The sequence below is a fragment of the Myxococcus vastator genome (genome assembly GCF_010894475.1).
Taxonomy (GTDB): domain Bacteria; phylum Myxococcota; class Myxococcia; order Myxococcales; family Myxococcaceae; genus Myxococcus; species Myxococcus vastator.
In genome coordinates, this window is sequence record NZ_JAAIYB010000090.1 from 1 (window position 1) to 21,963 (window position 21,963).

Genomic DNA, 21,963 nt, shown 5'->3' on the forward strand with positions numbered 1-21,963 from the left:
GGACAGGACAGGGTGGGGCAACCGCTGGCCGAAATCCCCAGTAAAATCGCGGGTCAAGGCGATCCTGCCTCGGGATTGAGTTGTTTGGCACAGCGGGCTCGATTCCCGCCATCTCCTCATTCGGAAGCCAGGCAACCTCACCGTGCTGCTGGCTTTACGCTGAGCCGTCTTTGACGCGCTGCGCCCAGGCCCACGCAAGGTATTCTGTCAATACTCCCGAAGGGTGAGGGGCGGATTTTCAGTCCGGAGCTATGGACGGAGGACATCCCCACACACCCCACGGAGTTGTCTGACAAGGAGAGGCGGATGTTCAACCCGATGGACTTCAACGCTCGCGAGCTCATGACCCGGAACAGGGTCACCGAGGCCCTCTGTCTTAGCTCGCCATCCCTTCCGAAGGTGCTTGAAGCGACTCGAGCGCCGCTTCTCGAGTTCGTCCAGGCCGACTCGATGGCCCTGTGCCTCATGCGCGTCGCGCCTTCGCTCGACTTCCGATGGCACGTCCCGGGCCCCCGCATCCCCATTCTCGAGGAGTATGCCGGCGTGGTCGACCATGACTTCCTCCGGGACCCCATCCTCGCCCAGCCCGGAGTGCCCATCTGCGATTCGCAGCTTCTCTCCCGCGGGGAATACGAACGAACCCTCATCTACCAACGCAGCCTGGAGCTGGAGCCGCGCCTGGAACACATCCTGGCCGTCCTCGTGCCCATCCGCCCCGGTCTCGTCGGCGCCCTCGCGTTCTACCGACACGAGCGGTCTCCTTTCTCCTCCCAGAGCATCACGGCCCTCTCCAGCCTTACCAGTCACATTGCGGGCACCCTGGGCACCTGCCACGACTACCAAGACCTGACCGCCCGCACCCAGTTGCTTCAGGAGCTCTACCATCGCAAGGACTGCGCCTTCCTCCTCGTGGAGCCTCCCACGCGCGAGGTGTTTCGCTCCTTGCACGCCACCGCGCTGCTGGAGCGCTGGTTCACCGCTTCGGACCTCCACGCCTCCGGGTTGCCTCGCGTCCTCCAGGAGCAGTTGGACGCCCTGGTTCGGATGGACGCGGACTCGCGGGTTGGGCGGAACCTCTGGGTCGTCAACCATCCCGAGGGCTACCGCACGTGCCGGTTCGTCCAACTGCCCGCGGGTGACGGACCTCGGCAATGGGCCCTCCTGCTGTCCGAGCTTCCCCACTCCATCCCACTCCCCTTGCACATGCAGCGCGCGCTCACGCCCCGCGAGCTCGACATCGCGAGGGGCGTGCTCCGAAACTGGTCCAACGGACAGATCGCCGATGAACTCAAGATTTCGGGCCAGACGGTGAAGGCCCACGTGCGAAACCTCTTCGACAAGCTGGGCGTCGATGGCCGCGCCGATTTCCTCTACCAGGCAGCTCGCCTCAACAGGCCGGTGTGAGGCGGCCTGCGCGCCCTCGCGACGGACGGAAACTGCCGTGAAGGACCGCATGGGAAGGCGCCTCCCGAATGCAAGGGTTCAAACGGGAGGCTCTCCCAGCTTGCGTGCGGTTGTCCCTACCTCCCGAGGGGTAGGCCGGAGGCGCCGCCCTCACGGAAGATGCACGGGTAGACGTTCCGGGCGACGCGGGCCGACAAGAGGATTGCCTCCTGGTCCTCCGGCTCCGTCAGCCGCCCGAGGAGCCGCGCCATCTCCGCCACGTGGTCTCCGTCCAGTGCCCCGTGGCTGCGCAGGAACGTCACGGACTTGTGGATGTTGGGGATGGAGGACACCTTTTTCAGTCGCTCGGCCCAAACGCCCGCCCGCGTCTGCGACAGGTACTCCAGCACGTACGAGGTCCCCAACGCCGCCGTTGGCACGCCTGCGCGGGACGTGAAGAAGTTCCACTCCGTATAGGCCTCCACCGCCGGGCTCCGCGCCGCCGTCTCCACGGACGCCTCCGGGCACCCCAGGTTCTTCAGGTCCGACAGCAGCCACCGGTCGTGCCCTCGCTCCTCCTCCGCCTTCTGGATCAGCAGCTCCGCCAGCTCCGGCTGCCGGCCCAGCCGCTTCAGCCGCTCGCCCGCCTCGCCGAGGATCGGCGTGCTCCAGCGGGCGTAGTGGTACGTCTGGACGAGGTAGTGGATGTAGCCCGCCGTATCGAGGGTGCCGTCGAGGAGGCGGCGGGCGTCGGGCTGCGCATCCACCGCCGCCACCAGTCCTCGCGCCTCCGCGTCCAGCGCCGCCAACCAATTCGTTCCGGTGTGATTCTCCGCCTGTGTTCGCACGTACGTCTCCTGTCCGGTGCCCGTGGGGCTCCCGGTCACTGCGTGTTGAAGGTGAAGGGAAGGGAGGAACCGCCCCGTTCTAGGCGGCGGGACTCGCGCTGTTTTCCAACGCGTGGAAGCGCTCCACGGAGTCCGCCGGGATTTCAGCGAGCGCCATGACGAGCGGCAGCGTGAACCACTGGAAATACGTGTCGTAGAGCGGCTCTGCGATGAAGCGCGCCCCCATCGTCCTGGCGAAGAGCGTAGGCGCCCTGGGCAGCCGCAGCCCGTCCAACAGCCCCTGCGCCGCCTTCGCCCGCTCCTCCGGCGTGTAGAAGGGACTGCGGGGACGCACCGGGGCCCGCCTCGGGTCGGGCACGGCCACACGCCAGTGCGGACTCAGCCATCCCCGGCGGGCCGCCACCTGCCATGAGAGGAGCGCGTCCTCGGGCGAGTCCGTCTCCAGGTTCGCGGACGCAATCCAGTGCGTCACCCCGCGCCGTCGGCTCTCCATGTACATGCCCGCCTGCAGCCACGTAACGGCCTCCGAGCGCCGCCACTTTGGCAACACGCAGAAGCGCGAGGGCTCCGCGAACAGCCTATCCGGCTGGAGCAGGCCCGAGAGGTCCACTTGCTGCTCCATCTCGAGCCCCACCTTCCCACCCAGGTTCGCCGCCACCTCCGCGTTGGGCAACGCCACTCGCATGGTCGCCACCGGCTCGTCGCCGGCGTAGACGAGCACGTGCACCGTGGTGTCGAGCGTGTCGACGCAGGTCACCTCCCTCCGAGACAGCGCGGACTGCTCGGGCAGCAGTCCCATTTCTCCGCCAAAGACAGCCCAGCGGATGCGAGCCACGTCATCGAGCTCCCGCTGGGTGGTGGCAACACGCCAGCGCCAGTGCCTGCACGTCATTGGATACGCTCCTGGTTGTGAAGCGGGCGAATGTCTCGCCGCCCTCACACGTTCTTTCGTCGCAGGTGACGCGAGTTCGAACGCGGCTCCGATGTGGACAGGCTCCCTTCGTCTCGATGAGCGAGGACCGCTGCCACCAGTCCTCGAAGGCGGCGTGCCGAATTGCTCCAGAACAGGCCCTGCTTGACCCACGACCTCCTGTCCTGATTGAAAGGACGTGACCATGCGACTCCGCGCCTGCGCCGCACTTCTGCTCTTTCTCTCCGCCTGCGCTACGTCGGCACCGAGCCGGAAAGTGCCCGCAGCCCGGAACCCCAGGCTCGCCAACCTCCAGAGAGCGTCGGCGCTGCCTTGGATGGATGGCGGGCGATGCGTAGTGCGAGAGGCATCCAACGAATGGGCGGTGCTTGTGGAGCGGTGTTACCACGCGCTCGACCATGACCGGATTACGTTTCGCGATGTCACGGGAAAATGCTCTGTCGCCTCTGCCGGTGCTGCGACCTTGGGGTTGGGAGTCTGCATTCTGATAGCCCCCGAGATCGTCGTTGGCGCCGTAATTGTTGCTGGCGCAGTCGTGGTGGCAGTCGCCATCAAAGAGGAGCTGGATGCATATCGAAGGGCATCCCGTGAGAGTGTGAGGCCCGAGAGTTCAACGCGGTCCATCAAGGAACCCTCAGCAAACCGAAAGGCCGAGCCATCAGGGCAGGATTGGCTCCCCCCAGTGCCAACCGATCCACTGGACCGAGAGCGCCGTCCGGAGTGCAGGCCCGTCCCGGTGCCGCACGCGGGCGAGGATGCCCCGCATAACGAGTGCGCCGATACGTTTCCGCCCAACCGTTATCCTGGAATGGACGTGCTCGTGGGCGGCAAGCGCTTTGATGCGCTGCAAGTTGGCGCGCGAGTGCTGTGGGAGATCAAAACCAATCAATTTGACACGTACAGCGACTTCCTTCAGGAGCGGGTGATCGAAGACCAGGTAAAAGAGTTCAAGGAAGACCGCGGCATTGCGCGAGCCTGTGGATATGGCTTCGTCGTTGGGGTTAGCACCGAGGCACACAGGGCCGCGCTGAAGAGGGCAGACGAAACATTTGATATTGTCGTCACGGGGTGCGAACGATGACCACTCGAAACCGCCTCGTTCTGAACGTCTACGCATCTGCGCTCACTGAGAACGATGGTCGTCCGCTCGCTGCCGTCCACGGCTTGGAGCGGGCGTCACCCGGCCTGAGCATGGCGTGGAAGGTTTCAAAAAATGGCCAGCTCATCGCGCTACCAAATCGCGACTCATGGCTCGCTGAGGCAGTTGCGCTTGGGGAGTTTCCTCTCGTTTGTAATGGTGACGAGAGCTACCCGGTGACGATTGTAGGGCGGCACCAACTCGCCAGTGAGAGTCCGGGGGGCCAGCCCCAGCTTCAGGTTCATGCGAAGCTGCCGCAGGACACGGCCACTGTCGCGGTAGCAGCGGATGTGCTGGAGCAAGTAGCGGAGGGCATCCGTGCGCTGTGGGGCCTCGTGGCGCCGGGGGGCGTGATGGAGGTCATCGCGGACCAAACAGGCCCGAAGCGATACGGACCCAGTGAGCCGCCACTGGGGCTGCCAGCATTGAAGATGCCATGGAACATCCGATCACCCGAGACTCCTCGTCACCTGGGGTGGCTGAACTATTGGTCTGCCGCTGCCGCGAAGGCCATCGGATTCCCAGACCCGACCCGCGACACGGACCTGCTTTCACGTTCGCGGCGCACGGCATCGGGCGGGTGGGTTGTGCAGCTCACGGACGCGCCGCTCGACCTGGACAGCTCCACCCACCTGGACGCGCTCAAGCGGGCCTACGCGCGCTTCCCAGAGATCGGCGGGCGCTCAGCACCGTGACGCATCTACAGCGCCCGCCTGCCTTCCTTCGCCGAGCTGTTGTCGCCTTCGTCGCTCGCCTGCCCGGTTCCTCACCAGGCAGGCTCAGCGGACTGCTGCTGCGCGCGGAGCAACCCCTCTGACATGGGCGGGTCAAACCGGCACCCGGGCTCTGGCTCCAAGTTTCCACTGCCGTTGTGCGCGCGAACGATGGCTCGTGAGCAATTCATGGGCTGGCCTTCCCAGGAAGGCGTGAATAGTCAGAACATGGTCGACGCGCGCTCTTGAAGGAGGCGTCGATGGAAGGGAAGAACCGGTACCGCAACAGCGAGTCGATGATTGTCCACGGCAACCCGTCCTTCCAGGCGGCGAAGGAAGCGGGGCTGTTGGACCTGGCGGTGCACAACACGGGGCATGGCACGCTCGCGCTGCCGGACGGCCGCGAGTTCATCAACATGTGCTCGTGTTCGTACCTGGGCCTGGACGCCGAGCCCGAGGTGCTCCAGGGCGCCATCGACGTGCTCCAGCGCGAGCGCACCATGGACATGGCCATCTCCCGGCTGCGCATCCGGCTGGCCGTCCTGGACGAGCTCGAAGCGCGGCTGTCCACGCTCTGGCGCTCGAAGGTCATTGTCACCACCACGGCCAGCTACGCCAGCGCGGGCTTGCTGCCGCTCATTGCGTCCGGGCACCTGCTGCCGGAGGGACAGCGGCCCGTCATGGTCTTCGACAAGTCCGCGCACTTCTCCATGAACCTCATCAAGCCCATCTGCGCGGACGAGACGGAGGTGCTGACGTCGCCGCACAATGACCTCGAGTTCCTCGAGGACGCCTGCCGCAAGCACGCGCGCGTTGCCTACGTCGCGGACGGCTTCTACTCGATGGGCGGCGCGGCGGTGGTGAAGGAGCTGCTCGCGCTCCAGGACCGCTACGGCCTGTTCCTGTACTTCGATGACTCCCACGCGCTCTCCGTCTACGGCGCGGCGGGGGAGGGCTTCGTGCGGACGCTGGCGGGGAGCGAGCTGAACCCGCGCACCATCATCATCGCGTCGCTGGGGAAGGGCTTCGGCACCGCGGGTGGCGCCGTCATGCTCGGGCCGAGTCAGCACGCGGACCTGGTGGGACGCTTCGCCGGGCCGCTGGGCTGGTCGCAGAGCCTGTCCATTCCCGCCATTGGCGCCAGCATGGCCTCCGCGCGCATCCACGGCACGCCGGAGCTGGCGAAGCGGCAGCAGGCCCTGCGCGCCAACATCCGGCGCTTCGACGAGCACATCCCGACGCGGACCGCGGGCGAGGACTTCCCCATCAAGGTCATCGACGTCGGCCCGGAGGACGTCGCGGTGGAGCGCTCGCGGCGGCTGCTGGAGCGCGGGTTCTATTCGTCGGCGGTGTTCTTCCCCATCGTCCCGAAGGGACGCGCGGGCCTGCGCATCATGTTGCGGTCCAACCTGTCGCAGGCGGACGTGCGGCGTTTGTGCGACGCCGTGCGGGAGATTTCCGAACCCACAGCCTGAGTGAGTGGAGGTGGCGTCATGCCGTTGTCCATGGCTTGCAGGTCCATGCTGGTGACGCCCGCGCTGGAGCCGACGCGCTTCGACAAGGCGGCCGAGGTGGGCGCGGATGTGGGGTTGCTCGACCTGGAGGACGGCGTGCCCAGGGCCTTCAAGCCCGAGGCACGCCACCTGGCCACCGAGCACCTGGCGCGAGGCCGCCGCTCGCGCCCCATGGCGTTGCGAATCAACAGCCTGCGCACGGAGGACGGGCTCCGGGACGTGCTGGCCCTGCTGGACACGGGGGCCCGGCCCGACATCGTCCTGCTTCCCAAGGTGGAGTCACCCGCCGAGCTGCAACAACTCGACGCGCTGCTGAGTCCCCGGCTGCCGGACGTGGCGCTGCTGGCCATCATCGAGACGTCTCGGGGCGTGGCCTCGGTGGAGGACATCGCGAGCGCAACGCCGCGGCTCCAGGGGCTCGTGTTCGGCGCGGCCGACCTGTCCGCGCAGCTGGGAATCCCGCTGACGTGGGAGCCGATGCTGTACGCGCGCGCGCGCATCGCCATGGCGGCGGGGGCGGCGGGGCTGTCCGCCATCGACTCACCGTACTTCGACCTGGCGGACCTGGACGCGGTGGAGGAGGAGACGCGCCGCGCCCGGGCGCTGGGGTTCGGCGGGAAGATTGTCATCCACCCGGCCCAGGTGGCCGCCGTCCACCGGGCCCTGCGTCCGTGCGCGCGCTCGGTGGACCATGCGCGCCGCGTGGTGGCGCAAGCGGAGGACGGGAAGGGCGGCATCCGGCGCCTGGGCAACGGCATGGTGGGGCCTCCGCTGGTGGCGGCGGCGCGGCGGGTCCTGGCCAACGAACACCGGATGGAGGAGCTGGAGTCCACGCCGCGGCGACAGGGCGCCAGGACAGGAGACACATGAAGAAGATGGTCACCGCCCACAAGAAGGTGGGCAAGCAGCGCTACCGCGAGACGCACGGCCTCTACTTCGACGACTTCGAGGTGGGGGACGTGTTCGAACACCGGCCCGGGCGCACGCTCACGGACGTGGACAACATGTGGCAGTCCCTGCTGTGCCTCAACACGCATCCGCTGCACATCGACGCGGTGTATGCCAGCAAGACGGAGTGGAAGCGGCCGCTGATGTCCAGCCTGGTGACGCTGGCCATCGTCGGCGGCATGAGCCTCAACAGCACCAGCGCGAAGGGCGTGGCGAACCTCGGCTGGGACAAGGTCCGGCTGACGGCCCCCGTCTTCGTGGGGGACACCATCTACGCGGAGAGCCGCGTGCTGGCCAAGCGCAGGTCCCGCTCCCGTGGGACGCAGGGCATCGTCTCCGTGGAGACGAAGGGCGTGAAGGCGGACGGCACCGTGTTCATGACGTTCGAGCGCTCGTTCCTGGTGCCGCTCAAGAAGCACAGCGTGGACGTGGATGCGAACTACTGACGCGGTGATGCGCGCGGTGACGCAGGACAGGCCCGGCGGGCCGGAGGTCTTCCGGCTGTGCGAGCTGCCGCGTCCGGTGCCGGGCCCGCGTCAGCTCCGCGTCCGGGTGCGCGCGGCCGCCCTCAATCGCGGAGACATCCTCCAGCGCAGCGGGGCCTATCCGCTGCCTCCGGGGGTGGCCAGTCCGTTGATTGGCGTGGAGGTCGCGGGTGAGGTGGAGGCGTGCGGCGCGGAGGTGCACGGCTTCGAACCCGGCCAGCGTGTCTTCGGACTGGTGGATGGCGGCGGCTACGCGGACGCATGCCTCATGGAGGCGGGGATGGCCATCCCCATGCCGGCGGGCTGGCGCTTCGTGGAGGCGGCGGCGACGCCGGAGGCCTTCTTCACCGCGCACGAAGCCTTGCTGGAGCTGGGCGGCCTGCGCGCGGGACAGGCGGTGCTCATCCATGCGGGGGGCAGCGGCGTTGGCACCGCGTGCATCCAGGTGGCCCGCGCGGTGGGCGCGCGGGGGTTCTTCACGGTGAGCACCGAGGAGAAGCGCCGCCGCTGCCTGGCCCTGGGCGGTGAGGCGGGCGTGCTGCGCACCGAGCAGGACTTCGCGCGGGAGCTGCCCGTCCTCACGGGAGGCGCGGGGGTGGACCTGGTGGCGGACTTCGTGGGCGGCGCGGCGCTGGCGCGGAACCTGTCTGTGTTGAAGTTCGGCGGCTGCCTGCTCCTGCTGGGCGTGCTGGACGGGATGGAGGGCGCGCTGGACGTGCGGCAGGCCATCCTGCGCCGGCTCCAGCTTCGCGGCATGTCACTGCGCCCGCTGCCCCTGGAGGAGAAGGTGGCCGTCACGCGCCGCTTCCGCGAGCGGTGGCTGCCGGAGCTGGAGGCGGGGCGGGTGCGGCCCATCATCGACTCCACGTTTCCGCTGGAGCGCGTGGCGGACGCGCACCGGCGCATGGAGTCCAATGCCAGCTTCGGGAAGATTGTCCTGGAGCTGTAGGCGGCTCAGGGGCGGACGACGCAGCGGAACCCGATGTGCGACGTGCCGCTGTCCACGGCCTGGGGTGAGCGTGCCGCCGGGCGGTAGCGCAGGCAGTAGTTGGGCGCGCACAGGTGGCTGCCGCCCTTGAGGACGCGCCGGGGAATCTTCACCTTCGGCAGGCAGGGGTCCAGGCTGCGATCCGACGTGGCCGGCCCCCGGGGATTGACGGGGATGCAGCAGGGCTTCCCGCTGTGGCTCTCGTGCCGCTCCTGGTACCAGTCCACGGTCCACTCCCACACGTTGCCGGCCATGTCGAAGAGGCCGAAGGCGTTCGGTGGGAAGTTGCCCACGGGGGAGGTGCCCTCGAAGCCGTCCGTGTTCAGGTTCCGCCAGGGGAACTCGCCCTGCCAGGTGTTGGCCATCAGCTTGCCCCCCGGCGCGAACTCGTCGCCCCAGACGTACACCTTGCGCTCCAGGCCTCCGCGCGCGGCGTACTCCCACTCCGCCTCGGTGGGCAGCGCCTTGCCCGCCCATTGCGCATAGGCGAGCGCGTCCTCGAAGCAGACGTGCACCACCGGGTACTGCTCGCGTCCCTGCCAGGTGCTGTCCGGGCCTTCAGGGTGCTTCCAGCAGGCGCCCGCCGTGTAGAACCACCACTGCGTCAAGTCCCGCAGGTCCACGCGCGCCAGCGTCTTCTTGAAGACGAGCGAGCCCGGGACGAGCAGCGCCGGATTCGCGCCGGGAAAGTCGGCGGGGTTCAAGGGGCGCTCGGCCACGGTGACGTAGCCGGTGGCCTCCACGAAGCGCGCGAAGTCCGCGTTCGTCACCAACTGGCTGTCCATCCAGAAGTCCGTCACCGTCACCTGATGCGTCGGCCGCTCCTCCGGGTAGTGGTGGTCCGAGCCCATCCAGAACGTCCCACCGGGGATGTAGACCATGCCCGGCAGCGAGCGGGCTTCCTGCGCCGTGCCGCCCTCGAGCGGCCGGCCGCCCTGGGCTGCGACTTCGTCGACGACGTCGATGCTCATGTGCGTGCCTCCTTCCCTGCGAGAACGGAGGGGCGCGCCGTGCCCCGGCTTGAAACGTGGGGGCCGCGAGGCACGGAACAATCCGGCCCTCGGGGGTAGGCCTCGTGTCCGCGCCTGCTCCTCCCGGTCGTCCCTGGCGAGGGGGCCGCTTGTCGTTTCTGGACGCATCCCCACCGTGGAGACGGCGCTTTCATGGACCCGCATTCGACGATTGCCGAATTCTCCCTGGTGAAGGGCGGGCTGCTCTTCGAGCTTGAGCGCTGGCTCCGGCGAGGCCCGCGCAAGCGCCACGACCTGGCGTGGCGGGCGCTGGCCTTCTCGGCGATTGGATGGCTGCCCCTGCTGCTCTTCACGCTGCCGTCCGGCGGTGCGACCGTGAACTCCCTGTTCAACGAGCTCCAGGTCCATGCGCAGTTGTTGATCGCGCTGCCCGTGCTCCTCGCCGCGGAGCCTTACATCGATGGCCGGCTGACGGTCGCGGTTCGCCAGTTCGTCCATTCAAACCTGGTGGCGGCGGATGGCCTTCAGACGTTCGAAGAAGGTGCTCGTCGGGTCATGCGGTGGCGGGACAGCTATGTCGTGGAGGCGCTGCTGCTCATCCTGGCGTATGCGCTCACGTTCATTGCCCCTGCCGACGCCAGTCGGTCGTGGACGCTCAGCGGTGACGGGTATTCGATGGCGGGCTGGTGGAACCTGGCCGTGAGCCAGCCCCTGTTCCGGTTCCTGGCGCTCCGGTGGCTGTGGCGCGGCGTCGTGTGGAGCGCCTTCCTGCTGCGCGTGTCACGACTGCCGTTGACGTTGGTGCCGACCCATCCGGACATGATGGGCGGGCTCGGGTTCCTGCCCATCTGCCAGGCCAGCTTTTCGCCCGTGGTGTTCTCCCTGGCCGTGGTGGTGGCGGCGTACACGTCCCGGGTCGAGCCCAAGGGCCTGTCGGCCAACCCCGTGGCCTATGTGATTCCGCTGGTGGTCATCGCGGCCGGCGCGGTGTTGCTGGTGTTCGCGCCGATGAGCTTCTTCGTGCCCCAGCTCGTGCGGGCGAAGCGCCTGGGTGACGAGGCCTTCTCGAAGGTCGCGTCGAAGCACTCGCGGCAGTTCGAGCACAAGTGGTTCCGGAGCGGACCGGAGCCGGAGCTGCTGGGCGCGCCGGAGATGTCCTCGCTGGCGGACATCGGCACGGCCTTCACGCTGGCGCGGAAGATGCGCCTGTTTCCCTGGGACCTGCTGGCTTTGCAGGCCGTGGTGGGCTCGGCGCTGGCGCCGCTGGTCCTGCTCCTGGTGGTGGACCGGCAGTTCCTCGCCGTCCTCAAGTTCATCCACGACGGTCTGCGGTGACGCGGGGCCGGAGTGGCTCCGGGCCCGGTCATCCGGATGCGCGCTCAGAACGTGGCGCCGACGTTGAGCATGGCGTTGTAGCTGGAGCCTCCCGCGAAGGTGACGTCCGTCACGGGCTGGTTCTCCGCGGGGGGCAGGGTGGGGACGAGCTCCTGGTCGAAGAGGAGGTTGTAGTTGGCGCGCAGGTCCGCGGTGAAGGAGCCCGTGTAGAAGCGCAGTCCCGCGCCCAGCGGCACGGCGCCGGCGGTGTCGTCGCGGTAGCCCAACACTTCGCCGCCCCGGCGGACGTTGTACCAGTTCATGCCGATGCCGCCGAGGAGGTAGGGCTGCACGGGGCTCGCCGTCAGGCCGATGGTGGCCACCGCCTGCCCACCGTTGCGGACGATGTCCGGGTTTCGCGCCAGCTCCTCCAGGCCGCGCAAGTCGATCTTGTTGATGGCGCCGGTGTAGCCCACCTCGATGCCCAGCACGGTGGACGGCTTGAGCGTGGCCGTGGCGCCATACGCCGCGCCGGGGTCGAGGCGGGGGGCCAGCCCACCGCTGTAGCCCTCCACGCCGCCACCCACGGTGACGGTGAGCCCCCGCATGTTCGCCGCATCCTGCGCCAGGGCCGCACCGCCTCCGCACACCGCGCCCGCCGCGACCAGTGCCTGGATTCGTTTCATCTTGAGTGCCTCCGACGGCTGGAATTGTTCCGTCAGAAGCTGGGACCGCGGGCCGCCCCGTTCAACCTGGACCCGCCGTGCTCCGCCGCGAGCCCTCCCTCGGGTGCTTGTTGGAGGCGGAGCGCACCCGGTCCGCGCTCAGCGCCCCACCGGGCGGGGGATGTTCGGCCCTTCGTCGATGACCTCCGAGTCCGCCTTGGGCACCTCGCGCTCCGGCTTCGGCTGGACTCGCGGCTCATCGCCACCCGGCTCCTCCAGCGTGTCCCACGTCCCCGACTCGTTCGTCACGGATTCGTTCTGTCCGCTGCCACCCGTGGCGGAGTCGTCGTAGACCGTCTCGTCCGACGCGGCTCTCGACTCGCGTTCCTTCTCCGCCGCGGGCTCGAAATACTCACCCGTGCTGTCGGGGTCCTCCTGCCACGCGGCCGACCGCTCGTTGGCGTCGTTGGTCGCGCAGCCCCACAGGGCCAGCATCGAGGCTGCCCCCAGCAATAGTCCCTTCATCGCTCTTTCTCCCATTCGGTGTCATTTGAGTCATGCGCGTCTCTTCAAGCTGGGAGGCGCCCGTGCCCGAGGGAATGGTCATCGCGGCGGCGTGACGGAGCGCCGCGTGCCCGTGCGCCAGCACCGCGGGCGGTGGCGCGGAGCGCGGCTGCCCGGCAGGGCCCGTGCCACGGCGATCCAGTTGAACCGGGGACAGCGGGCCTCTATACAGGGGCAGCGGGCGCCCTCGTGGTGAGGTCGCCTGGCCCGGACGAGGTGCGCCGTACCCGGTCAGGACAAGACGACGCGACAACGGGAGTCGTACGTCATGTCCTGGATTCTCCTCGTCATCGCGGGATTGCTCGAGGTCTGTTGGGCCATCGGTCTCAAGTACACCGAGGGCTTCACCCGGCTGGTACCCAGCGTCCTCACGGGCGGTGCCATCGTCGCCAGCATGGTGCTGTTGGGGCTCGCCACGAAGAACCTGCCCATTGGCACGGCCTACGGGGTGTGGGTCGGCATTGGCGCGGTGGGCGCGGCCATCATGGGCATCGTGCTCTTCCATGAGCCCGCCACGCCCGCGCGGCTCTTCTTCGTGTCGCTGCTGGTCATCTCCATCGTGGGCTTGAAGGTCACCAGCGGCCGGTAGTTGTTGGCCCGCCGCTGCTGATTTCGCAGGCGCGGCCCCAACGGGAGCGCTACACGTTGGCGCCATGCGCAATGTGTTCCTGGGTGGAGGTCGTCCGAAGCGGCGGAGCTTGTGGCGCTTTGCCCTGGGCGTGGTGGGGCTGGGCGCTGGGATTGGCGCCGTCCTCACCTGGACGACGACGGACGGCCTCCAGTCTCTAGGCGCGCGTGCGGAGGGGGCGCGCCTGGAGCGGATGAAGGCCTCGCCGCGCTACCAGGACGGCATCTTCCTCAACACCGCCGGTGCCACGCTGCCGCGGAATGCACCGGACTGGGGCACGTTGAAGGAGCTGCTCTTCGGTACCCAGCAGCGCACGCCACCGTCCGCGCTGCCCATGGAACGGAACGTGGCCGCGGCGCTGGCGAAGCCTCCGGAGAGCGGCCTGCGTGTGACGTGGCTGGGCCACTCCACGCTGCTGGTGGAGCTTGACGGCTTCCGCATCCTCACCGACCCCATCTGGGGCGAGCGCGCGTCGCCGTCCACCATCGCGGGGCCCAAGCGGTTCCATCCGCCTCCGCTGCCGCTGGAGGCGCTGCCGGACGTGGACGCGGTGCTGCTGTCGCATGACCACTATGACCACCTGGACATGCCCACCATCCGGGCGCTCGTGCCGCGTCAGGTGATGTTCTACGTGCCGCTGGGAGTGGGGGCGCACCTGGAGAAGTGGGGCGTTCCGGCGGAGCGCGTGGTGGAGCTGGACTGGTGGCAGGAGGTGTCGCTGGGGGAGGGGGAGCGGCGCCTGCGCATGGTGGCCACGCCCGCGCAGCACTTCTCCGGTAGAGGCCTGACGGACCGCAACAGCACGTCCTGGACGTCGTGGACGCTGCTGGGCCCGCGGCACCGGGTCTTCTTCAGCGGGGACACGGGGCTGACGGAGGAGTTCGTGGAGGTGGGCCGCCGCTTCGGTCCGTTCGACGTCACCATGTTCGAGGTGGGCGCCTTCCATCCGTCCTGGGGGAGCATCCACCTGGGGCCGCATCAGGCGCTGAAGGCGCATGAGATGGTGCGGGGGCGCGCCTTGCTGCCCATCCACTGGGGGACGTTCAACCTGGCGCTGCACGCCTGGGACGCGCCCGCGAACGAGCTGGCGGCCGAGGCCCGCGAGCGGGGCGTGCGCCTGCTCACGCCCGTCCTGGGACGTCCCGTGGAGCCGACGCGGGAGCGTGCGGACACGGCGTGGTGGAGCACGGTGCGGACGGCGGCTGTCGCTGGCGACGCGCCCTGATGCCTCGCCGGGGCCCTGACGTCACCACGCGTCAGTCGGCAACGGTGAGAGCACATGGACAGACGTGTCTGGTTTCAACGCCGAGCTGTGCCATGCGAAGTCCATGCTCGGCGTGAATTTACGCTGAGAAAGCAGTCTCACGTCTCCGCGCAGTAGTGGTTTCCCGAGGGATTGCACCCCCGCACGCAGGCGCACACAATGCGACGCGTCTGAATTGTCGGATGGAGCATCATTCCCCGTTTTGAGCCCTGCGCGGGCACGGCCGGATGCGACTCTCACTCACCCATAAAATCACCCTGGCGCCCATCGTCGTGGCGCTCCTGTTCGTCCTCCTCTCCCAGGGCTACACCGTGCCTCGGCTCCAGGAAGCCTTCGAGGCGCAGGGGCGGGAGCTGAGTGGTGCGCTGCCCACGGTGCTCGCCTCCGCGCTGGCGGACGGCATGAAGCGGGGCGCGCACGACGAGGTCCAGCAGACGCTGGAGGCCGTGGCGCGGCATGGAGGGCTGGCCTACGTCGCCGCTTTCGACGCGGGCGGGACGCTGGTGGGCGTGGCCGGTGAGAAGGCCCAGGTGCTGCGGGATGCCCGCGAGCAGTTGAAGTCCTCCGAGGGTGGGCGCGTCCTGCGGGATGGAGACACGGAGCTGCAGGACCTGGTGGCGCCGGTTCCAGGTGATGTCGGCTCGGTCCACGTGGGCTTCGACCGCACCCATGCGCGGGGGCTCGTGGAGGGGGCGCTGGCGAACGTGGGCATCACCGTGCTGGTCGCGCTGCTCGTCTTCACCGCGGCGGCCTTCCTGGTCAGCCGCGCCATCGTGTCGCCCCTGGTCCAGCTCTCCTCCGCGGTCCGCCATATCGCGGAGCGGGGCGACCTGCGGCAGACCATTCGCATCGACTCGGATGACGAGGTGGGGCAGCTCGCGCGGGCCGTGGGCTTGCTGGTGGGCAAGCTGAAGGAGCTGCTTCACCAGCTCCAGTCCTCCACGGAGCTGCTCAGTGACTCGGTGTCGGGGCTGACGGAGTCGGCGGACCAGCAGAATGAGATGGTGACGCGCCACGCGGCCGCGCTGCAGGAGACGCAGGTGACGGCGCAGGAGATTCGCCAGACGGCGATGCTGGCGTCGGGCTCCGCGGAGTCCGTCATCCAGGTGGCCGAGCGCGCCGAGCAGCTGAGCCGCACCGGCGAAGCGGCCGTCTCGGCGAGCATCGACGGCATGGAGGAGGTGCGCAACCAGGTGGCGGAGATCGCCGCGCGCGTCACCTCCCTGGGCGAGCGGACCCGGCAGATCAGCGGCATCACCGAGACGGTGAAGGACCTGGCGGACCAGTCCCACCTGCTGGCCGTCAACGCCGCCATCGAAGCGGCGCGCTCCGGGGAGCACGGCAAGGGCTTCGTCGTGGTGGCGAAGGAGATTCGCGCGCTGGCGGACCAGTCCATCCGCGCCACCAACCAGGTCCGGCGCATCCTCCAGGACATCAATCAGGCCATCATCGGCACGGTGGAGATCACCGTCGAAGGCACCGAGCTCATGGAGGCCGGGCTGACGCAGGTCCGCACGTCCGGGGAGACGCTGAAGCAGCTCACCGCCATCGTCGAGGACAGCACCGCGGCGGCGCGGCAGATCGCCCGGACGGTCAGCCAGCAGGCCACGGGCATCGAGCAGATCTTCACCGCGGTCAACGAGCTGAACACCCTGATGACGGACACCGTGTCCCGCATCTCCACGACCAGCGACTCCGCCCTGTCCCTGAAGATGCTCTCCGAGCGCGTCTCCCAGGTCGTCCGCGCCTACGACGTCTGACGGCGCCGCTTCGCGCGCAGCTGCACCTCATCGCTCCGGCAGACGCGCACGTGGAGGAAGCGCTGAAGCTGGGAGAGCGCCAGGTCATGGTCGTTGTCGCTCTCCGCCGCGCAGCAGTCGCTCAGCACCGTGAGCGGGTATTCGTGCATGTGCGCGTCATGGGCGCTGAAGAAGACGCACAGGTTGGTGGCCAGCCCCGCGAGGATGAGCTCCCGGGTGCCCAGGTGCTCCAGCAAGGGCACCAGGGAGGTGGCGAAGAAGGCCGAGTGCTTGGGCTTGAGGATGAAGTAGTCCTCCGGCCGCGGCTTGAGGGCCCGGGCGACGCTCCGGCCCCGGCTCCCCTTGCGGGTGCAGTGGGCGTAGGTGTCGCGGAAGTTGCTGCGCCAGTACCCGAAGTTGTCGTTGACGTAGATGACGGGGACGCCGGCCCGCCGCATCCTCTCCGCGAAGGGGCCCAGGCGCTCCACCATGCGCAGGGCCCACGGGAGGACGTTCTCCCCGCCGGGGAAGTCCAGGTCGTTGATGACGTCGATGATGAGCAGGGCCGTGTCGGAGCGTCTCCCCGCTGACGTCAACTGCCGTGGCTTCGAGCTTTGGGACTTCCGCGTCACATCCACCCCGTCTTCAGGAGGCTGCCGAGCGGAAGGGTAAGCACGGCTCCGGAGGACGGCGAGTCTCCTCCGTCAGCGAGGCTCGGCCTTCTTGTAGCGCAGGCGCTTCATGGCCTCGAAGCGGGCCCTGTCCTTGGGCGGCGTGGTGGCCACCAGGCCGTCGAGCATGCGCTTCGAGCTCTGGAAGATCTCCTCGACGGCGACCTCGAAGGCGTCGGTGTTCTGCTTCGACGGCGTCCGCGTCCCGGCGATCTTCCGGACGAATTGAAGCGCCGCCGCGCGGATGTCTGCGTCCGTGGCGGGCGGCGCGAAGTTGAACAGGGGCTTGATGTTCCGGCACATGCCCACAGGGTAGAGCGAGTCCGGAGAACTGACACGGACTCCTTGTCAGGGCGTGTCCTTCCCGGCGCCGAAGACCGAGTAGAGGACTGGGAGCACCACGAGGGTGAGCAGGGTGGACGACAGGATGCCTCCGATGACGACCGTGGCCAGGGGCCGCTGGACCTCCGCGCCAACGCCGGTGTTGAGCGCCATGGGCACGAAGCCGATGGCGGCCACCGAGGCGGTCATCAGCACGGGCCGCAGCCGGGACACGGCCGCCTGACGGATGGCGTCGCCCAGGGCCTGGCCTTGCTCCAGCAGGGCGCGGACCCGCGAGACGAGCACCATGTCTCCCAGGACGGATACGCCGGACAGGGCGATGAAGCCCACGGCCGCGGAGATGGAGAAGGGCAGGCCCCGCAGCAGGAGCGCGAGCACGCCGCCCACGAGCGCGAAGGGGACGCCCGCGAAGATGCGCACCGCGTCCAGGACGCGCTGGTAGGTGAGGTAGAGCAGCAGGAAGATGAGTGCCAGCGCGACCGGCACCACGATGAGCAAGCGCGTCTGTGCGCGCTCGAGGTGTTCGAACTGACCGCCGTAGCGGAGGTAGTAGCCCGCGGGCAGCTCCAGCTTCTCGTCGAGCGTGCGGCGGACCTCCGCGACGAAGCCGCCCAGGTCGCGTTCCTTCACGTTGGCCTGGACCACCAGCCGCCGCTTGCCCCACTCGCGCTGGATGGTGGTGGGGCCGGACGTCTCCTTCAGGGTCGTCAGCCGTCCCAGGGGAACCCGCTCGCCGCCGGGCGCATTCACGGGGATGGTGGCGAGCCGCGCGGGCTCCTCGCGGTACTCCTCGGAGAGGCGCACGGCCAGGTCGAAGCGCCGCTCGCCTTCGCGCACCTCGCCGACGATGCGCGTGCCCACCGCTTCCACGACGTCGAGGACGGAGCGGACGGGAATCCCGTAGCGGGCCACCGCGGCCCGGTCCACCGTGATTTCCAGCACGGGCTGGCCCGTCACCTGCTCCACGGTGACGTCGGCGGCGCCGGGAATGGCCCTCACCAGGGGCTCCAGTTCGCGGGCCTTGGCCTTGAGCACGTCGAGGTCATCCCCGAAGAGCTTGATGCCGACGTCGCTTCGCACGCCCGCGATCATCTCGTTGACGCGCATCTCGATGGGCTGGAGGAAGGCCATGCGCATGCCCGGGAGGTCCGCCAGTTCGGCCTTCATCTCGTTCACCAGCTCATCCTGGGTGGTGGCCCGCTTCCACTGCGCCCGGGGCTTGAGGGTGATGAAGACGTCGGACAGCTCGACGCCCATGGGGTCCGTGGCCACCTCCGCGGTGCCAGTCCGCGTCCAGACGCGTCGCACCTCGTCTGGGAACCGGGACAGCAGCACCCGCTCTATCTGGCTGCCATAACGGATGGATTCGGAGAGGGAGACCTCCGCCAGGCGCACGGTGTTGATGACGAGCGTGCCTTCGGACAGGCGGGGGACGAACTCGCTCCCCAGGCGCGTGGCGGCGAGGGCGGCTCCCACGATGAGGAGCGCGGCGGCGGTCAGGGTGACACGCGCGTGGGCCAGCGCCCATTCGAGGACGGGCCTGTAGCCGCGCTGGAGCCAGCGCATGAGCCGTGGCTCCCGGTGGGGGCCGCCGCCTCGCTTCAGCGCGAAGGAGGCCAGCACCGGCATCAGCGTCATGGAGAGCAGCGCGCTGCCCAGGAGCGCGAAGATGACCGTGAGCGCCATGGGGCGGAACAGCTTTCCCTCCACGCCTTCGAGGGCGAGGATGGGCAGGTAGACCGCCATGATGATGAGCTCGCCGAAGAGCGTGGGCTTGCGGACCTCGACGGCGGCATCCCGCACCACCTCCAGCAGGGAGCGTCCGTCCCGGGCCTCGGAGAGCCGCCGCTCCGCGTTCTCCACCAGGATGACGGACGAGTCGACGACGAGCCCGAAGTCGATGGCGCCCAGCGACATGAGCGTGCCGGCGATGCCGAAGCGCAGCATCCCGTTGAAGGCGAACAGGAGCGACAGCGGAATGGCCGCCGCCACGATGAGGCCGGCGCGCCAGTTGCCCAGGAAGAGGAAGAGCACCGCGATGACGAGCAGCGCGCCTTCCAGCAGGTTGGTCCGGACGGTGCGCAGCACGAGGTCCACCAGCTCGGTGCGTTCGTAGACGGGCTCCACGCGGACGTCCTCCGGCAGCGTCCGCCGGAGGTCCTCCAGCCGCTGGGCGAGCGCCTTCGTCACCGTGTGGGAGTTTTCACCCACCAGCATGAAGCCCAGGCCCAGCACGGCCTCGCCCTCGCCATCCGCGGTGGTGGCGCCGCGCCGGATTTCATGGCCCACCTCGACGCGGGCCACGTCCCGGATGCGCACGGGGACGCCGTGGTGCGCCGCGATGACCACGTCCTCGATGGCGTTGCCGTCCGCGAGCACGCCCACCCCGAGCACGAGCGTCGCCGTGCCGCCGCGCTCCAGCACGCCACCCCCGACGTTGGCGTTGTTCTCCTCCAGCGCCCGGTAGATGTCTCCGAGGGAGAGGTTGAACTGTTGCAGGCGGCGAGGGTCGACGATGACGTGCCATTGCTTCTCCTCGCCGCCCCAGGCGTTCACCTCCGCCACGCCCGGCACGCTGCGCAGCTGGGGCGCGATGACCCAGTCGTGCAGGGTGCGCAGCTCCTCGAGGCTCTTCGTCCGGCTCTTGACGAGGTAGTGGAAGACCTCGCCCAGGCCGGTGACGACGGGCCCGAGCGCCGGGGGCTCGATGCCCGCTGGCAACCGTACGCGGCTCAGCCGCTCGGACACCTGTTGCCGCGCGAACCACAGGTCGGTTCCGTCCTCGAACTGGAGGGTGACCTGGGAGAGGCCGAACTTGGAGAGGGAGCGCAGCTCGCTGACGCGAGGCAGGCCCGCGAGCGCCTGCTCCACGGGGACGGTGAGCTGGCGCTCCACTTCGTTGGGCGTGAGCGCCGGCGCGACGGTGTTGACCTGCACCTGCGTGGGCGTCGTGTCCGGGATGGCGTCGATGGGCAGCGCACTGAAGGAGAGCAGGCCCGAGACGACGAGCGCCGCCGTTCCCAGGAGGACGGCCCAGCGGTGGGACAACGACCATTCGATGAGCCGGGTGAGCATGGCGGCTACTCGCCTCCCGCCGTCTCGCAGCAGCCCGCGCCGATGGAGTCCTTGAGAATCTCCGTCTTGAGCAGGAAGGCGCCGGTGGTGACGACCTCCACGCCCGCCGACAGGCCCTTGACGACTTCCACCTCCTCGCGCGTGCTGGCGCCCAGCTCCACCGCGACGGGCTCGTAGAGCCCCGGCTGCTTTCGCACGAAGACCAGCGTCTGACCTTGCGCGCGCTGGATGGCCGAGTGGGGGACCAGCACCGCCTCATGTTCCGGGACGACCTGCACCCGGGCCCTGAGGAAGAGCCCGGCCTTGAGGGCGCCGTCGGGGTTGGGCAGCTCGACCCGGGCGCGCACCGTGCGAGAGGCCCGGTCCACCGACGCGCCCACGCGGGTGAGCGTGGCGTCACGCGTCTGTCCGGGCATGCGCTCGAAGGTGAGGGTGACGCGCTGTCCCGCGCGAACCTGGGCCGCGTCCGCTTCCGGAATCTCCAGCAGGGCCCACAGGGTGCTCAGGTCCGCCACCTGGATGAGCGGCTGGCCGGCGGCCGCGTGGCGCCCGGCGACGGCGTCTCGCGCCACCACCGTCCCCGCGAAGGGCGCCGACAGGGCATAGGTCCCCTGCGGGCCCTGGCCGTTGGCGCCCGCGGCGGAGAGCGCGGCGCGGGCGGCATCGCGCTCGGCCTCCGCGGCAGCGACCTCCGCCTGGGCGGTCTCGACGTCCTTTCGCGCGCTGATTCCACTCGCGGCCAGCCGCTGCTTGCGCTCGAGCGCCGAGCGCGCCACCGTCAGCCGCGCCTGTGCCGCCGACAGCCGCCCCTGGTCCGCGCCCACGGCCCCCGAGGTGACCCGCACCAGGGGCTCTCCCGCCTTCACCTCGTCGCCGACGTCCACGCGGACGTCCGCTATCAGCGCCTCGCTGCGGACGGACAGCTCCGCCAGCCGGTTCTGGTTGAAGTCGAGCTGGCCGACGACGTCCAGGGTCCGGGCGAAGGGCCGCTTCACCGCGCGGCGTGTCTGGATGCCGGCCTCGCGGGCCGTCTCGGCGGACGCGAGGCGGACGCGCGTGCCCGGCTCGGGGAACGTGGGGGGCTGGGCGCCCGCGGCCTTCACCAGCTCCGGGTGGCAGTACGGGCAGACGGACTCCGGGAAGCCGTGCTCCCGGCAGTAGTCACCGGCCTCGATGAACCTCGCGACCAGCGACGGGTTGCATTGGGTGCAGCGGGACTCGGGGACCGCGTGCTCCTTGCACCAATCCTTGGGGGCGGTGTCCTGCGCGGTGAACGTGAGGTCCGGGTGGCATTCGAAGCACTGGGATTCGGGGACGCCGTGCGCCGCGCACCAGTCGTCCTGGTCCTTGAAGACGTCGATGAGGTCGGGGTTGCACCGGGTACACAGCTCCGCGGGGACGCGGTGCTCACAGAGTGAGAGCTCGGGCGGGGTGGACGTGCCTCCCGAGGCGGCTGGAGGCGGTGAGGGCGCCTTCGCCGTGGAGGGACTCGCTTGTTGGCTGCAACTGGCGGCGCTCAGTGCCAGCAGCACCGCCAGGACGCAGGGGCCGACTCGGGAGGCACGCATCTACTTCACGCCCTTCTTGGAGAGTTCCGGGTTGCAGAGAACGCACTGGGATTCGGGCCGCGCGTGCTCGGGGCACCAGTCACCCTTGGCCTTGAAGACGGGGGCCAGCTTCGGGTTGCAGCGGGCACAGAGGCGCTTCTGGACGCCGTGCTCGCAGCGTGGCTTCTCGGCCCCGGTCGTCTGGGGCCGCGGGGCGGGCTCGCGCTCCTCGGCC

20 protein-coding genes, 1 pseudogene and 1 riboswitch are annotated in these 21,963 nt (G+C 69.1%); of the genes and pseudogenes, 11 read left to right on the forward strand and 10 right to left on the reverse strand.

Going from position 1 to position 21,963, the window contains the following annotated elements; genetic code table 11:
• The first annotated feature begins 465 nt into the window (after positions 1-465).
• Positions 466-1,404 (forward strand): helix-turn-helix transcriptional regulator, encoded by a 939-nt coding sequence (locus tag G4D87_RS11810; protein ID WP_338044942.1) that lies wholly within the window; start codon positions 466-468, stop codon positions 1,402-1,404.
• 116 nt (positions 1,405-1,520) lie between these two features.
• Here G4D87_RS11810 and G4D87_RS11815 read toward each other — a convergent pair whose 3' ends face one another.
• Both G4D87_RS11815 and G4D87_RS11820 read right to left on the reverse strand, forming a co-directional pair.
• On the reverse strand, positions 1,521-2,231 hold the full coding sequence (locus G4D87_RS11815; protein WP_163781979.1) for an iron-containing redox enzyme family protein: 711 nt from the start codon (positions 2,229-2,231) through the stop codon (positions 1,521-1,523).
• Positions 2,232-2,310: 79 nt separating this feature from the next.
• Positions 2,311-3,123: a GNAT family N-acetyltransferase gene (locus G4D87_RS11820; RefSeq protein ID WP_163781982.1), complete on the reverse strand. Its 813-nt coding sequence runs from the start codon at positions 3,121-3,123 to the stop codon at positions 2,311-2,313.
• A 223-nt stretch (positions 3,124-3,346) separates the two neighbouring features.
• On the opposite strand from G4D87_RS11820, the gene G4D87_RS11825 reads away from it, so the two are divergent.
• The 6 genes from G4D87_RS11825 (at position 3,347) to G4D87_RS11850 (ending at position 8,909) form a co-directional block, all read left to right on the forward strand.
• Positions 3,347-4,243, forward strand: coding sequence for a DUF6310 domain-containing protein (locus G4D87_RS11825; protein ID WP_163781984.1), 897 nt, complete (start codon positions 3,347-3,349; stop codon positions 4,241-4,243).
• On the forward strand, positions 4,240-4,995 hold the full coding sequence (locus G4D87_RS11830; protein ID WP_163781986.1) for a DUF5953 family protein: 756 nt from the start codon (positions 4,240-4,242) through the stop codon (positions 4,993-4,995). The genes G4D87_RS11825 and G4D87_RS11830 overlap by 4 nt, the downstream gene beginning before the upstream one ends.
• A gap of 278 nt (positions 4,996-5,273) precedes the next feature.
• On the forward strand, positions 5,274-6,488 hold the full coding sequence (locus G4D87_RS11835) for an aminotransferase class I/II-fold pyridoxal phosphate-dependent enzyme (RefSeq protein WP_163781988.1): 1,215 nt from the start codon (positions 5,274-5,276) through the stop codon (positions 6,486-6,488).
• Positions 6,489-6,518: 30 nt separating this feature from the next.
• On the forward strand, positions 6,519-7,397 hold the full coding sequence (locus G4D87_RS11840; protein WP_240358203.1) for an aldolase/citrate lyase family protein: 879 nt from the start codon (positions 6,519-6,521) through the stop codon (positions 7,395-7,397).
• Positions 7,394-7,921, forward strand: a complete 528-nt coding sequence (locus G4D87_RS11845; RefSeq protein ID WP_163781990.1) for a MaoC/PaaZ C-terminal domain-containing protein — start codon at positions 7,394-7,396, stop codon at positions 7,919-7,921. Before G4D87_RS11840 ends, G4D87_RS11845 begins: the two co-directional genes overlap by 4 nt.
• Positions 7,908-8,909, forward strand: coding sequence for an NAD(P)H-quinone oxidoreductase (locus G4D87_RS11850; RefSeq protein WP_240358204.1), 1,002 nt, complete (start codon positions 7,908-7,910; stop codon positions 8,907-8,909). Before G4D87_RS11845 ends, G4D87_RS11850 begins: the two co-directional genes overlap by 14 nt.
• 5 nt (positions 8,910-8,914) lie before the next feature.
• Here G4D87_RS11850 and G4D87_RS11855 read toward each other — a convergent pair whose 3' ends face one another.
• Entirely contained in the window at positions 8,915-9,919 is a 1,005-nt protein-coding gene (locus G4D87_RS11855; RefSeq protein ID WP_163781992.1) for a formylglycine-generating enzyme family protein, read from the reverse strand.
• A 192-nt stretch (positions 9,920-10,111) separates the two neighbouring features.
• Between G4D87_RS11855 and G4D87_RS11860 the strand changes: the two genes are divergently transcribed.
• Positions 10,112-11,254: a hypothetical protein gene (locus G4D87_RS11860; RefSeq protein WP_163781994.1), complete on the forward strand. Its 1,143-nt coding sequence runs from the start codon at positions 10,112-10,114 to the stop codon at positions 11,252-11,254.
• 44 nt (positions 11,255-11,298) lie between these two features.
• Here the strand turns inward: G4D87_RS11860 and G4D87_RS11865 are convergent, their stop codons facing one another.
• Positions 11,299-11,919: a hypothetical protein gene (locus G4D87_RS11865; protein WP_163781996.1), complete on the reverse strand. Its 621-nt coding sequence runs from the start codon at positions 11,917-11,919 to the stop codon at positions 11,299-11,301.
• Positions 11,920-12,057: 138 nt separating this feature from the next.
• A complete protein-coding gene (locus G4D87_RS11870; RefSeq protein ID WP_163781998.1) occupies positions 12,058-12,423 on the reverse strand; it encodes a hypothetical protein in 366 nt (121 codons plus the stop codon).
• A 226-nt stretch (positions 12,424-12,649) separates the two neighbouring features.
• A riboswitch (guanidine-III (ykkC-III) riboswitch) is annotated at positions 12,650-12,713 on the forward strand.
• 17 nt (positions 12,714-12,730) lie between these two features.
• Here G4D87_RS11870 and sugE point away from each other — a divergent pair.
• The 3 genes from sugE (at position 12,731) to G4D87_RS11885 (ending at position 16,114) form a co-directional block, all read left to right on the forward strand.
• Positions 12,731-13,051: a quaternary ammonium compound efflux SMR transporter SugE gene (sugE, locus tag G4D87_RS11875; protein WP_163782000.1), complete on the forward strand. Its 321-nt coding sequence runs from the start codon at positions 12,731-12,733 to the stop codon at positions 13,049-13,051.
• Positions 13,052-13,115: 64 nt separating this feature from the next.
• Positions 13,116-14,315, forward strand: coding sequence for an MBL fold metallo-hydrolase (locus G4D87_RS11880; protein WP_163782002.1), 1,200 nt, complete (start codon positions 13,116-13,118; stop codon positions 14,313-14,315).
• A 266-nt stretch (positions 14,316-14,581) separates the two neighbouring features.
• Positions 14,582-16,114: a methyl-accepting chemotaxis protein gene (locus G4D87_RS11885; protein ID WP_163782004.1), complete on the forward strand. Its 1,533-nt coding sequence runs from the start codon at positions 14,582-14,584 to the stop codon at positions 16,112-16,114.
• On the opposite strand, the gene G4D87_RS11890 is transcribed toward G4D87_RS11885, so the two are convergent.
• The 5 genes and pseudogenes from G4D87_RS11890 to G4D87_RS11910 all read right to left on the reverse strand — a co-directional run.
• Positions 16,102-16,725, reverse strand: coding sequence for a cysteine hydrolase family protein (locus G4D87_RS11890; protein WP_275902279.1), 624 nt, complete (start codon positions 16,723-16,725; stop codon positions 16,102-16,104). The genes G4D87_RS11885 and G4D87_RS11890 overlap by 13 nt on opposite strands.
• A 72-nt stretch (positions 16,726-16,797) precedes the next feature.
• Positions 16,798-17,067, reverse strand: a complete 270-nt coding sequence (locus tag G4D87_RS11895; protein ID WP_163782009.1) for a DUF2277 domain-containing protein — start codon at positions 17,065-17,067, stop codon at positions 16,798-16,800.
• Between the two features lie 45 nt (positions 17,068-17,112).
• A complete protein-coding gene (locus G4D87_RS11900; RefSeq protein ID WP_163782012.1) occupies positions 17,113-20,181 on the reverse strand; it encodes an efflux RND transporter permease subunit in 3,069 nt (1,022 codons plus the stop codon).
• Positions 20,182-20,186: 5 nt separating this feature from the next.
• The gene (locus G4D87_RS11905; RefSeq protein WP_163782014.1) at positions 20,187-21,749 is read right to left on the reverse strand and encodes an efflux RND transporter periplasmic adaptor subunit; all 1,563 of its coding nucleotides are present in this window, start codon (positions 21,747-21,749) and stop codon (positions 20,187-20,189) included.
• Positions 21,750-21,963, reverse strand: a pseudogene (locus tag G4D87_RS11910) (hypothetical protein); the annotation flags it as partial.